The 12315-nt window shown below is 67.8% G+C and carries 13 protein-coding genes; 12 read left to right on the top strand and 1 reads right to left on the bottom strand.

Annotation, left to right across the window (positions count from 1 at the left end):
- The first annotated feature begins 29 nt into the window (after positions 1 to 29).
- The 11 genes from ACIBTM_RS18210 to ACIBTM_RS18160 all read left to right on the top strand — a co-directional run bounded on the left by ACIBTM_RS18210 (position 30) and on the right by ACIBTM_RS18160 (position 9521).
- A complete protein-coding gene (locus tag ACIBTM_RS18210) occupies positions 30 to 800 on the top strand; it encodes an NAD(P)H-dependent oxidoreductase (protein ID WP_395877911.1) in 771 nt (256 codons plus the stop codon).
- 52 nt (positions 801 to 852) lie between these two features.
- Positions 853 to 1671, top strand: a complete 819-nt coding sequence (locus ACIBTM_RS18205; RefSeq protein ID WP_395877910.1) for an SRPBCC family protein — start codon at positions 853 to 855, stop codon at positions 1669 to 1671.
- Positions 1672 to 1739: 68 nt separating this feature from the next.
- On the top strand, positions 1740 to 2891 hold the full coding sequence (locus tag ACIBTM_RS18200) for a sensor histidine kinase (RefSeq protein WP_395877908.1): 1152 nt from the start codon (positions 1740 to 1742) through the stop codon (positions 2889 to 2891).
- On the top strand, positions 2888 to 3553 hold the full coding sequence (locus ACIBTM_RS18195; protein ID WP_395877906.1) for a response regulator: 666 nt from the start codon (positions 2888 to 2890) through the stop codon (positions 3551 to 3553). Before ACIBTM_RS18200 ends, ACIBTM_RS18195 begins: the two co-directional genes overlap by 4 nt.
- 193 nt (positions 3554 to 3746) lie before the next feature.
- Positions 3747 to 5384 (top strand): acyl-CoA carboxylase subunit beta, encoded by a 1638-nt coding sequence (locus ACIBTM_RS18190; protein WP_395877904.1) that lies wholly within the window; start codon positions 3747 to 3749, stop codon positions 5382 to 5384.
- Positions 5381 to 5599, top strand: a complete 219-nt coding sequence (locus ACIBTM_RS18185; protein WP_395877902.1) for an acyl-CoA carboxylase subunit epsilon — start codon at positions 5381 to 5383, stop codon at positions 5597 to 5599. The genes ACIBTM_RS18190 and ACIBTM_RS18185 overlap by 4 nt, the downstream gene beginning before the upstream one ends.
- Before the next feature lie 59 nt (positions 5600 to 5658).
- On the top strand, positions 5659 to 6492 hold the full coding sequence (locus ACIBTM_RS18180; RefSeq protein ID WP_395877900.1) for a helix-turn-helix domain-containing protein: 834 nt from the start codon (positions 5659 to 5661) through the stop codon (positions 6490 to 6492).
- Positions 6493 to 6688: 196 nt separating this feature from the next.
- A complete protein-coding gene (locus ACIBTM_RS18175; protein WP_016331337.1) occupies positions 6689 to 6895 on the top strand; it encodes a DUF397 domain-containing protein in 207 nt (68 codons plus the stop codon).
- Complete coding sequence (locus tag ACIBTM_RS18170; RefSeq protein ID WP_063272344.1) at positions 6892 to 7212, top strand: hypothetical protein; 321 nt, start codon at positions 6892 to 6894, stop codon at positions 7210 to 7212. Before ACIBTM_RS18175 ends, ACIBTM_RS18170 begins: the two co-directional genes overlap by 4 nt.
- A gap of 91 nt (positions 7213 to 7303) precedes the next feature.
- On the top strand, positions 7304 to 7930 hold the full coding sequence (locus ACIBTM_RS18165; RefSeq protein ID WP_395877898.1) for a PadR family transcriptional regulator: 627 nt from the start codon (positions 7304 to 7306) through the stop codon (positions 7928 to 7930).
- A complete protein-coding gene (locus ACIBTM_RS18160; protein ID WP_395877896.1) occupies positions 7911 to 9521 on the top strand; it encodes a DHA2 family efflux MFS transporter permease subunit in 1611 nt (536 codons plus the stop codon). Before ACIBTM_RS18165 ends, ACIBTM_RS18160 begins: the two co-directional genes overlap by 20 nt.
- A 128-nt stretch (positions 9522 to 9649) precedes the next feature.
- On the opposite strand, the gene ACIBTM_RS18155 is transcribed toward ACIBTM_RS18160, so the two are convergent.
- Positions 9650 to 11455, bottom strand: coding sequence for a glycoside hydrolase family 3 protein (locus ACIBTM_RS18155; RefSeq protein WP_395877894.1), 1806 nt, complete (start codon positions 11453 to 11455; stop codon positions 9650 to 9652).
- Between the two features lie 166 nt (positions 11456 to 11621).
- Between ACIBTM_RS18155 and ACIBTM_RS18150 the strand changes: the two genes are divergently transcribed.
- Positions 11622 to 12248 (top strand): Maf family protein, encoded by a 627-nt coding sequence (locus tag ACIBTM_RS18150; RefSeq protein WP_395877892.1) that lies wholly within the window; start codon positions 11622 to 11624, stop codon positions 12246 to 12248.
- The last annotated feature ends 67 nt before the right edge of the window (positions 12249 to 12315 follow it).

Genomic DNA, 12315 nt, shown 5'->3' with positions numbered 1-12315 from the left:
CGGCGGGCGGACCACGCGACGGTGGGACCATGAACGTGCTGTGGCTCTTCGCCCATCCGGAACCTCGTTCCCTCGGCGGCTCGCTGCGCGACGAGGGGTTGCGCACCCTTCGCGCGCAGGGCGCCGAAGTCCGGGAATCCGATCTGTACGCGATGAAGTGGAAACCCGTCGTCGACGCCGACGACTTCGGCCGGGCCGCTTCCACGGAGCGGCTCATCGTCGGCTCGACGTCGAAGGACGCCTTCCGGACCGGCGAACTCGGCGAGGACATCCGCGCCGAGCACGAAAAGCTGGCTTGGGCGGACACCGTGATCATCCAATTCCCGCTGTGGTGGTACGGAATGCCCGCGATCCTCAAGGGCTGGTTCGACCGCGTCTTCGTCAAGGGTTTCGCCTACGGCGTCCAACGCCCCGACGGCCGGACGGCGCGCTACGGCGAAGGAGCACTGGCCGGGAAACGCGCCATGGTCGTGCTGACCGCGGGTGCGCCGGAAGCCACCATCGGACCACGCGGCGTGAACGGCGAGATCGGCGACCTGCTGTTCCCGCTGCAACACGGAACACTGTGGTACGCGGGCATGTCCGTGCTACCCCCGTTGACGATCTGCGGCGCCGACCGCGTTTCGCCCGGGCAGTACGAGGCCGCCGCGGAATCGCTGCGCGAACGACTGCGGACACTGTCCACTCAGGACCCGATCCCGTTCCGTCGCCAGAACGGCGGCGACTACGACGGCGATCTGGTCCTGCGTGAAGACCTGGCTCCGGGACGGACCGGGATCGGCGTCCACCTGGACGGTTGACCGAATATTACGGCGCGGTTATATTTCCCTCAAGGCACATTAGGAGGTGACCGTGAACGATCGCGCCCGGTTGGAAACCGTCGGAGAACGTCCGGCGCTGCGGATCGAACGCCGTCTCGCGCATCGGCCGGACCGCGTCTGGCGGGCGATCACCGAACCGTCGGAGCTCGCGAACTGGTTCCCCGCCGCGGTCACCGTCGACCTGCGACCGGGCGGGGCCATCGAGTTCACCTTCGAAGGCGAAGAGACGCCGACGGTGGGCGAAGTCCTCGAAGCCGACGAGCCCCGCGTCTTCGCGTTCAGCTGGAACGACGACGTGCTGCGCTGGGAGATCAGCCCGGAGGGTGCAGGCAGCCGTCTGCTGTTCACGCATACGTTCGGCCGAGGTGAGCCCGCCATCGCCAGGGTCGCCGCGGGCCGCACGGCCGCCGGCTGGGACAGCTGCCTCGTCGCGCTCATCGCTTTGCTCGACGGCGACGATCACGAGCCGCCGACGGACTGGGCCGGCCCGATCGAGGCCTACACCGAGGAGTTCGGGCTCGCCGAGGGCGAGGTCCTGGAAACCGGCGACGGCAAGGTGATCCGCTTCCGCCGCGACCTGATCTGGAAGCCGCTCGACGAGGTTTGGGCCCTTCTCGCGTCCGAAAAGGAGGCGGGCACGGTCGTCCGCGAAGAACCGCCGCGGCTGCTGGAATTCAGCCTGCCGCGCGGCGGAGTCGTCCGCTGGGAGTTCAGCCACTCCGAACTCGACGGCACCATGGTCGAGCTGACCCAGACCGTCCCCACCGGACAGGACGACGTCGTGCCCGAAGCGCTGCGAAGCTGGCGAGAGAAGCTGAAGGAGTTCTTCGCGGCGGCTCACGGGAGCTGATCTCCACCCTGGGGATGACCTCCACCGGACGGACGCGGAAGCGCCGTCCGTCTGGTTGAGTTCGCCGTATGAAACAGCCGTCGGCGTTCTCCCAGCGGGTGGCGTACACGATCGACGCGCTCCTCGCGCTGGTGCTCGTCGTGTCCGTCGGCGGGAACCTCGCCGCGCGGACCTGGACGTTCCTCGTCGTCATCCCGATGTGGCTCGCCTGGGCGACGGTCGCCGCCAGCGGGATCGCGATCGCGCTACGGCGGCACCGCCCGCTGCTCGCCTACGGTCTCGGCCTGGGCAGCCTGGTCCCGGCCCTGCTCGCCGGCAACGGGCTGGCCCCGGCCGCGCTCCTGGCCACCGGATGCGCCCTGTACACCGTGGCGCTGGAACACCCGCGCGCCCGCTCGCTGATCGCGATGGGTCTCGGGCTCGTCGTCGTCATGATCTTCGAAGTGCTGCGGCTCGGGCCGAACACGATCGCGTCGACGGCCTTCGCGGGCGGCGGAGTCGCGGGTTCGTGGGCGCTGGGCTGGATGACCCGGCAACGACGCGCGAACCTGGCCCAGCTCGCCGAAACCCAGGCCGATCAGGCGGTTTCCGACGAACGGCTGCGCATCGCGCGCGAGATGCACGACGTCGTGGCGCACAGCATGAGCCTGATCGCGGTCAAGGCGGCCGTCGGCAACCACGTCGCCGAGCAACAGCCCGAAGAAGCACGCGAGGCGTTGCGGGTCATCGAACTCACCAGCCGTGAGACCCTCGTCGAACTCCGGCGGATGCTCGGCGTCCTCCGTTCCGGTGACGGGACGCCTGAGGCCGCGCTCGGGCCCGCGCCGAAACTCGCCGATCTGCGGACCCTGGCCGAACGCGCCGGACAGGCCGGGGTGCGGGTCGAGCTGACCGGCGAGGCCGTGGACGACCTGCCCGAAGGCGTCGCGCTTTCGGTCTACCGCATCACGCAGGAGGCGGTGACCAACGTCGTGAAGCACGCGGGACCGTCGGCGTGCCGGGTCACGATCACCGAAGGCCCCGGTGAGGTCAGCGTCGAAATCGTCGACGACGGGCGCGGCGAAGGCTCGTCTCCCGCCACGGGCGGGCACGGTTTGATCGGCATGCGCGAACGCGTCGCCGTCTACGGTGGTGACTTCGAGGCGGGCCCGCTGCCCGCCGGGGGATTCCGGGTGTTCGCGCGGCTGCCGTACGCCGCCAAGGAAGTGGGGACACGATGATCCGCGTACTGATCGCCGACGACCAGGCGTTGCTGCGCGGCAGTTTCCGGGTGCTCGTCGACAGCGCGCCGGACCTCGAAGTCGTCGGGGAGGCGAGCGACGGCGCGGAGGCCGCGGAACTCGCCGAGAAGGAGCGCCCGGACGTCGTGCTGATGGACGTCCGCATGCCCGAACTGGACGGCATCGAAGCGACCCGGCGGATCTGCGCGTCGGCCGCCACCGAAGGCGTCCACGTGCTGATGCTGACGACCTTCGACCTCGACGCCTACGTCTATTCGGCCCTGCGCGCGGGCGCGAGCGGCTTCCTGCTGAAGGACACCCCGCCCGCCGAGCTGCTGACCGCGATCCGCGTCGTCGCGGCGGGCGAAGGACTTCTCGCCCCTTCGATCACGCGAAGGCTCATCGCCGAGTTCGCCCGGCTGCCCGAACCCGGCCAGCGTGTCGCGGCCTCTCTGGACAACATCACCACGCGCGAACGCGAGGTGCTGGGCCTGATCGCGCGCGGCCTGTCGAACGACGAGATCGCCGGGACATTGCACCTCGGGCTGGCGACGGTGAAAACGCATATCGGCCATCTCCTGCACAAACTCGCGGCACGGGACCGGGCGCAGCTCGTGATCGCGGCCTACGAATCCGGGCTGGTACGGGCCTCCATCCAGTGATCGATCCGGTCCCGGTCCTTCCCCAGTACATGAAGGCCCCCATCCTTGCGCCTAAGTACAGGAAGGGGGCCTTCATGTACTTCAAAGTGCCAACGCGCCGTCAGCGATCGGTCAGCACCGCACCTCCGCCCCGGCCGGGGACGTTGCCTACGCCACACGCGAAGTGACCGTCGAGTAGCTAGGCTGCGGTTTCATGAGCAGTGCGACGGAGCCGCTCGGGACGCCGCCCGAGGACGAACCGGACATCCACACGACGGCCGGCAAGCTGGCCGACCTGTACCGCCGGTATGACGAGGCGGTGCACGCGGGTTCCGCGAGGGCGGTGGAGAAACAGCACGCCAAGGGCAAGAAGACCGCTCGCGAGCGGATCGACCTGCTGCTGGACGAGGGCTCCTTCGTCGAGCTCGACGAGCTGGCCAAGCACCGCTCGGTCAACTTCGGCCAGGAGAAGAACCGGCCCTACGGCGACGGCGTCGTCACCGGCTACGGCACCGTCGACGGCCGTCCGGTGTGCGTGTTCAGCCAGGACGTCACCGTCTTCGGCGGTTCACTCGGTGAGGTGTACGGCGAGAAGATCGTCAAGGTGATGGACCTGGCGATCAAGACCGGCCGTCCGATCATCGGCATCAACGAGGGCGGCGGCGCGCGGATCCAGGAAGGTGTCGTCTCGCTCGGGCTGTACGGCGAGATCTTCAACCGCAACGTCAAGGCGTCCGGTGTCATCCCGCAGATCTCGCTGATCATGGGCGCCAACGCGGGCGGGCACGTCTACTCTCCCGCGCTGACCGACTTCGTGGTGATGGTCGACAAGACCTCGCACATGTTCATCACCGGCCCCGACGTCGTGAAGACCGTGACCGGCGAAGAGGTCTCCTTCGAGGAACTCGGCGGCGGGCGCACGCACAACACCCGTTCGGGTGTCGCGCACTACCTCGGTTCCGACGACGAGGACGCCATCGCGTACGTGAAGGAACTGCTCGCGTTCCTCCCGGCGAACAACCTGTCCGAAGCGCCGCTGTTCGAGACGGACGCAGCGCCGGGCGGGTTCTTCGACGACGTCACCGACACCGACCGCGAACTCGACACGCTGATCCCGGACTCGCCGAACCAGCCTTACGACATGCACGAGGTCATCAACCGCGTCGTCGACGACGGTGACTTCCTCGAGGTGCACGAGCTGTTCGCGCCCAACATCCTGGTCGGCTTCGGCCGGGTGGACGGGCGCAGCGTCGGCATCGTGGCGAACCAGCCGACCCAGTTCGCCGGCTGCCTCGACATCGACGCCTCCGAGAAGGCCGCGCGGTTCGTGCGCACCTGCGACGCGTTCAACATCCCGGTGCTGACCTTCGTCGACGTCCCCGGCTTCCTGCCCGGCACCGACCAGGAATGGAACGGCATCATCCGGCGCGGCGCGAAGCTGATCTACGCCTACGCCGAAGCGACCGTCCCGCTCGTCACCGTCATCACCCGCAAGGCGTACGGCGGCGCATACGACGTCATGGGGTCGAAGCACCTCGGCGCGGACATCAATCTGGCCTGGCCGACGGCGCAGGTCGCGGTCATGGGCGCGCAGGGCGCGGCGAACATCGTGCACCGCAAGACGCTCGCCGCGGCCGCCGCCGACGGCAAGGACGTCGACGCGCTGCGGGCCGAGCTGATCCAGGAGTACGAGGACACCCTCCTGAACCCGTACGCGGCGGCCGAGCGCGGTTACGTCGACTCGGTGATCGTGCCCGCGCACACCCGCGGCCACATCGCGAAGGCGCTCTCGCTGCTCCAGGGCAAGCGAGAATCGCTGCCGCCCAAGAAGCACGGGAACATCCCGCTGTGACCGCGCCCGAAACCCCGCTGCTGCGCGTCGTCCGGGGCAACCCGGACGACGCCGAGCTCGCCGCGCTGACCGCCGTCGTCGCGGCGGCGGCCGCCGCGCGGGCACCGGAACCGGCGCCGAAACGGGAATCGTGGTGGGCGGACAAGGCATCGCTCGTGCGGGCCCCGCTCGCCCCGGGAGAGGGTGCCTGGAGGGCGTCGGCGCTCCCTCGCTGAGACGGGCTCGGCGGGCTATCGTGACAGTCCTCGACCGCGATCGCCCCAGAAAGCCGTGCGTGACGAACCAGGACCACCTTTCCGCCGAGTTGCGCCGTCTGCGCAAAGCCGCCGGGCTGTCCGGTACCGAAGCGGCGAGACTCGGCGGCCTCAGTCAGTCGAAGGTATCGCGGGTCGAAACCGGCGCGTTCATGCCGACCGAAGAACAGGTCGTCGCGCTGTGCCGCGTCTATCGAGCGCCCGCGAAGGTCCGGCGGGCGCTGGTCGCGATCACCCGGGACCTCCGTGAAGAGGCTTCGTCCGCCCGCGTCGTCCTTCAGCGCGGTGCCTGGCGGATGCAGCAGCGCATCGGCAAGATCGAGACGGCGTCCGCCCGCATCCGGGGTTTCCAGCCGACCATCGTGTTCGGCCTGCTCCAGACCCGCGACTACATCACCGCGCTGTTCGGCGCCGCGCTGCCGGAGGACGAACGCGACCAGACGGTCGAGGCCCGGCTGGAGCGCCAACACATCCTCGACTCGAATCGCGAGTTCCATTTCGTGCTCACCGAAGGCGCTCTGCGCTGGAACATGGGCGGCGCGGCGACCATGCTGGCCCAGCTCGGCCACCTCATCGAGATCTCCCGCCGCGATCGGGTGCGGCTGGGCGTGATCCCGTGGACCACTCCGGTCTCGGTCCCCGTCCTCCACGGTTTCGACATCTACGACTCGCGAGCCGTGCTCCTCGGGACGCAGACGGCCACTGCCCTCGTCACGGACGAACGTGAAGTCGCCGACTACGAAAAGAACTTCGCCGAGGTCGAGCGCTACGCCACCTATGGCGACATCGCGTGCGGGCATCTGACACGAATCGCCACCGACTACCGACGGCTCGCGGCCGGATCATTTCGGTGACCTAAGGCCCTTGGCCTATGCACCCCGAGAGTGCATGGTAAGTAAAGCAGCTGTCGGTGAAGGTCCCTTTCCGTGCGCCGAACGCGATCAACGGAGCCACTCACCGACCGATCGGCACAGATCACCCGATCTCGCCAACCTTGCTGCCGCGCAACCCGTCTACTTGCCGAAACAGTCACTGGGGAAAGGCCCTCCTATGACCACCTGGCACGAGAACATGACCGGCTGGCACAAGTCGACCTACACGCACTGGGAAGAAAACGCCTGCGTCGAGGTCGGCACCGCACCCGGCCTGGTGGGGATCCGGGACACCAAACAGTGGGCGCTGCCGGACGAGACCCGGCCGATCCTGGTGCTCCCGGCCGAGTCCTTCGCCGCGCTCCTCGAGCACCTCGGGCGATGAACGACGTCGCCGAGCCGTACATGGTCCACGATCCGCGGGAGATGGCGGGCCAGCTGATCAACGGCAACTGGATCGTCGCGCGGTGGGAGCATCTCGGCGAGGACGAGGACCTCGACCACTGGACGGCCGTCCTTCGGGGACACTGCGAAGAACTCGACGTCGATCCGTATGTCATCAACATCCCGCGGAAGAGCCTGACCATCGTCTTCAACGGCGCGCTCCCCGCGCCGACGTTCGAACAGCTGGAGAACTCGATCGCGGCCATCGAGTACCACCGCTTCCTGGAACGCGAGATCGGGCCGAGACCGCTCGGCTAGGCCACCGCCGCACCCCCCTTGAAGATTCAACCGTGCCTGGCATATATTCCATGAGGAATAATCAGCAGGGAATCTTCCAAGGGGGACATTCATGGCCGCGAAGCTCACCCCGCTCGCGATGGCGGTGCTGGAACTCCTGCACGAGCGGCCCATGCATCCGTACGAAATGGCGCAGCTGATGCGCGAGCGCTTCGTCAACACCCGTGTCAAGGTGAAGGCCGGCTCGCTCTACCACACGGTGGATCGCCTGGTGCAGAACGGTTTCGTCGAGGTCGTCGAGACACAACGGGACGGGAAGCGCCCCGAACGCACCGTGTACGCGATGACGGACACCGGCCGCGACGAGTTCGTCGACCGGGCGCAGGACATGCTGGCCACTCCCGCCGAGGAGTACCCCGAGTACCTCAGCGCGCTCGCCGTCATCGACGAGCTCGGCCCGGAAATGTCGCTCACCCAGCTCAAGCACCGCGTGCTGCGACTGCAGGCCGCCATCGCCTCCGACCAGGTCGTTCTCGAAAACCTGGTCAACGAGCACAAGCTCCCCGAGATCTACTGGCTCGACTGGTCCTACGCCACCGCCCGGCGGGCCTTCGAGCTCGAATGGACCCAAAAACTCGTCGCAGACCTGGAATCCGGCCGCATCCGGTTCCAGGGCCACTGCGCGCCACAGCTGAACCTGGTCACCGAGGACGACAGTGATGAACGCAAGACAAGCTAATCCCTGGGCCGCGCTCTCCGCGCTGTGCCTGGGTTTCTTCATGATCCTGCTGGACACCACGATTGTTTCGACCGCGATCCCCGCGATGCTGCGCGAGCTCGGCGCCGGGCTGAACGCGATCGTCTGGGTGATCAGCGTCTACCTGCTCACCTACGCGGTGCCGATGCTGTTCGCCAGCCGTCTCGGCGACCGATTCGGCCCGAAACGCGTCTACCTGGCCGGGCTCGTGGTGTTCACCCTGGCCTCGCTGTGGTGCGGTCTGTCCGGTTCGGTCGAAACGCTGATCGCGGCCCGCGCGGTGCAAGGCCTCGGCGCCGCTTTGATGACACCGCAGACCCTGGCGTTCATCAGTCACCTGTTCCCGCCGTCGAAGCGGGGCCCCGCGATGGGGCTCTGGAGCGGCGTCGCCGGGATCGCGGCCATCGTCGGGCCGGTGCTCGGCGGCGTGCTCGTCGACCACCTCGGCTGGGAATGGATCTTCTTCGTCAACCTGCCGGTCGGCGTGGTCGCGATCGCGCTGGCGCTGCTCAAGGTGCCGGACTGGCAACCGAAACACTCGCATTCCTTCGACGTACCGGGGATCCTGCTGTCCGGCGCGGGTTTGTTCTGCGTCGTCTACGGCGTCCAAAATGGACAGCACTACGACTGGGGCCGCGTGTTCGGGCCGGTCACCGTGTTCGAGATCATCGGCTTGGGTATCGCCCTTCTGGTCGCTTTCGTGGCGTGGCAACGGTTCAACCGCCGGGAACCGCTGCTCCCCCTCGGCGTTTTCGCGAACCGCAACTTCTCGGCCGGGGCGCTGACGGCGGTCACTGTCGGCTTCGCGATGACCGGCATGTTCCTGCCGCTGGTGATCTACTTCCAGGCCGTACTGGGCGAGTCGCCGACCATGTCCGGGCTGCTGTTCGCGCCGATGTCGTTGCTGGGCGGCCTGATCGGCCCGTTCGTCGGCCGGGCCTCGGACAAGGTCAACGCGAAGATCCTGCTGATCATCGGGCTCGCCGCGCTCGCCGCGGGGATGAGCCTGTCGGCGCTGATCGCCGAGGCAGGCGCGAACGCGTGGACGCTCACCCCGGCGCTGGTGGTCGCGGGCGTCGGCATCGGCTTCATCTTCGCGCCGATGGGAAATCTGGCGATGAGTTCGGTGGAACCGCGGCTCGTCGGGACCGCGTCGGGCATTTTCAACACCGCCCGGCAGGTCGGCGGCGTGCTCGGCAGCGCGGCCGTCGGTGTGCTGCTGCAGGCACGGATCAGCGCTTCGATCGCCGACGAGGCGGCGTCGGCCGCGAGCGCACTGCCGGAGCAGTACCGGGCACCGTTCGCGGAAGGCGTCGCGAAGGCCGCGGAATCGACCGGGGAGTTCGGTTCTTCCGGGGCGGCCGCGTTCCCCGGCCTGCCGTCCGGTGTCGCCGAGCAGGCCCAGCGGCTCGCGCTCGAATCCGTCCACAATGGACTCACCGACGCGGCACGGGTGACACTGCTGCTTCCGGCCGCGGTGCTCGTACTGGGTGTGCTCGCCGCGCTCACCATGCGCCGCCCGGCTCCGCTCCCGCGCACGCCGGCTCCCGAACCCGCCGCCAGCGCCGCCTGACCCTCTTTCCGCATTTAGTCCTCTGAATGCGGTTCGTGGGCCCACCACCGGCGCTATGAACGGTCCGTTCCTTGCAAATTTCGCAAGGAACGGACCGTTCCTCTCATCCGCGGGAGGGCGGAAGCCTGCTACCGGCGGTACCGAAGGCCGTAGCCGTACGGGTACAGCGCCTTCTTGCCGTCGCCGACGTTCACCGGTTCCTGCGCCGCACTGACCGGCCAGCTGAACGTCAGCTTCCCGGTCGGGTTGTAGTCGCCGTAAAGGACATCGGCGACACCGGCGCCTTCGCTACCCGGGAGCCAGGCCGCGACCAGCCCGTCGAACCGCGGCAGTTGCGCGGCGATGTCGAGCGGGCGGCCGGACACGGTCACCACGACGACCGGGACCCCGGAATTCTTCAGCTTGGCGATCGTGGCGAGGTCTTCCGCGTCGAGTCCGAAGCCGTTCGGCCGGTCTCCCTGTCCTTCGGCGTACGGCGTTTCGCCCACCACGGCGACGGCGACCTGGTAGCTGCCGTCGATTCCGTTACCCGCACGGTCATAGGTCACCGTGGTTCCCTTCCCCGCCCCCGACTTGATGCCGTCGAGAATGGTCGTGCCCGGGATCACCGGACCGCTCTGTCCCTGCCAAGTGAGCGTCCAGCCGCCCGCCTGGTTGCCGATGTCGTTCGCGTTCTTGCCCGCGACGAAGATCTTGTTGTTCTGCTTCGCCAGTGGCAGCACACCGTCGTTCTTCAGCAGCACCTGGGATTCGCGGACGGCCTGCCGGGCCAGTTCGCGATGTTCCTTGCTGCCGAACGTCTTCTGGAGCGATCGGTCGGTGTACGGGTGCTCGAACAGGCCGAGTTCGAACTTCTCCGCCAGGATGCGGCGGTTCGCGTCGTCGATCCGGTCGCGCGAGACGCGCCCCGCCTCGACTTCGGCCTTGAGGTAGGCGATGAACTGCGGCGCGTCCCACGGGACCATGAACATGTCGATGCCCGCGTTGACCGAGAGCCGCACCTCCTCGGGAGTGAAGCCCTCCTTGCCGTCGATCTGGTTGATCGCGTTGTAGTCCGAGATCACCAGCCCCCGGAACCGCAGTTCCTTCTTGAGGACGTCGGCGATGAGGTACTTCTGGGCGTGCATGCGCACTCCCTGGAAGCTGGAGAACGAGATCATCACCGAGCCGACCCCGCGGTCGATCGCCGCACGGAACGGCGGCAGGTGGATCTGGCGGAGTTCGCGTTCGCTGATCTCGGTGTCGCCCTGGTCGACGCCGTTCGTCGTGCCACCGTCGCCGACGTAGTGTTTCGCCGTCGCGAGCACGGATCCCGGTTGCTCGCCGAGCCTGCGTCCCTGAAGCCCGGTGATGGCCGACGCGTTCGCGATGGCGTCACGCGGGGATTCACCGAAGGACTCGTAGGTCCGGCCCCAGCGGTCGTCGCGGGCGACGCACAGACACGGCGAAAAGTCCCACTGCGGACCGGTTCCGGCGACTTCCAGCGCCGTCGCCCGGCCGATCTTCTCGACCAGGCGCGGATTGTTCGCGGCGCCGAGGCCGATGTTGTGCGGGAAGATCGTGGCGCCGTAGACGTTGTTGTGGCCGTGCACGGCGTCGACGCCGTAGATCGTGGGAATGCCGAGCGGCGTCGAAACCGCCGCTTTTTGATACGAGTCGACCATGTCGGCCCACCCGGTCGGCGTGTTACTGGCGGGCACGGAGCCACCACCGGAGAGCAAGGACCCCAGTTTGAGCGCGGCGGCCTGGTCGGGGGTGACCGCGCCGCGTTCGGCCTGCGTCATCTGGCCGATCTTGTCGTCGAGGCTCATCCGCTTGAGCAGGTCGTTCACCCGCGCGGAGGTCGAGGCGTGGGGGTTCTTGTAGAGCGGTCCCGGGGCGGCGGACGCCGCCGGGGCCAGGGCCGAACCGGCCAGGAGCAGTCCTGCGAGCACTGTGGTTTGCGTCGTGCGAAGAGATCTTCTGACGCGGAGGCGGGGCGACATTGGTTCCTCCGTAGCTCGAACAATCCATATGTTGCGCGCCACAACAAACTAACTCCACGTTCGGGTGTTCCAGGTCACAATCAGGCAACAGCGGGCTGTCGAGTACCTTCCTCACGTGCGTTTCGTTCTCGCGTCCCAGTCCCCCGCCCGCCTCGGTGTCCTGCGTTCCGCCGGCTTCGATCCGAGCGTCGTCGTGTCCGGCGTCGACGAGGACGCGGTCGCCGCGTCACTGATCGATCCAGCCCCCGAGGAGCTGGTCCGCGCGCTCGCCGCCGCGAAGGCCGACGCGGTTTTCGAGACGCTCGGCAGCCACACCGACATGGTCATCGTGGGCTGCGATTCGATGCTGTCGATCAACGGCGAGATGGTCGGGAAGCCGATCACGCCGGAAGCCGCGCGCGAGCGCTGGGCGTCGATGGCGGGCAAAACCGGTGAACTTCTGACCGGCCACGCGATCATCCGCGTCGAGAACGGCGAGAAGACGAAGGAAGCGTCCGGAACCGAGGGCACCACGGTTCGCTTCGGCACACCGTCACAAGAGGAGATCGAGGCGTACATCGCTTCCGGAGAGCCGCTTCAGGTGGCCGGCGGCTTCACTCTGGACGGCCTCGGCGGCTGGTTCATCGAGGGAATCGACGGTGATTTCTCGAGCGTCATCGGGATCAGCCTGCCGCTGACCCGGCGTTTGCTGACGGAGGTCGGCGTGAGCGTCATCGATCTGTGGACGCGTCCCATATCCTGAGACGGCTCCCACACGATCGGGTGATCCGGAAGAGTCCTGCCTCGCCGAACGTTCTTCACGTTCGGGA

Source organism: Amycolatopsis sp. NPDC049868 (genome assembly GCF_044461365.1).
GTDB lineage: Bacteria > Actinomycetota > Actinomycetes > Mycobacteriales > Pseudonocardiaceae > Amycolatopsis.
Note: the sequence above shows the minus strand (reverse complement) of the source record. Positions and strands in the feature narration are given on the sequence as shown.

Excerpts from the sequence above, each read along its gene's own strand:
- ACIBTM_RS18210 (WP_395877911.1), top strand. The coding sequence starts at position 30 with ATGAACGTGCTGTGGCTCTTCGCCCATCCGGAACCTCGTTCCCTCGGC.
- ACIBTM_RS18200 (WP_395877908.1), top strand. The coding sequence starts at position 1,740 with ATGAAACAGCCGTCGGCGTTCTCCCAGCGGGTGGCGTACACGATCGAC.
- ACIBTM_RS18195 (WP_395877906.1), top strand. The coding sequence starts at position 2,888 with ATGATCCGCGTACTGATCGCCGACGACCAGGCGTTGCTGCGCGGCAGT.
- ACIBTM_RS18190 (WP_395877904.1), top strand. The coding sequence starts at position 3,747 with ATGAGCAGTGCGACGGAGCCGCTCGGGACGCCGCCCGAGGACGAACCG.
- ACIBTM_RS18175 (WP_016331337.1), top strand. The coding sequence starts at position 6,689 with ATGACCACCTGGCACGAGAACATGACCGGCTGGCACAAGTCGACCTAC.
- ACIBTM_RS18170 (WP_063272344.1), top strand. The coding sequence starts at position 6,892 with ATGAACGACGTCGCCGAGCCGTACATGGTCCACGATCCGCGGGAGATG.
- ACIBTM_RS18165 (WP_395877898.1), top strand. The coding sequence starts at position 7,304 with ATGGCCGCGAAGCTCACCCCGCTCGCGATGGCGGTGCTGGAACTCCTG.
- ACIBTM_RS18160 (WP_395877896.1), top strand. The coding sequence starts at position 7,911 with ATGAACGCAAGACAAGCTAATCCCTGGGCCGCGCTCTCCGCGCTGTGC.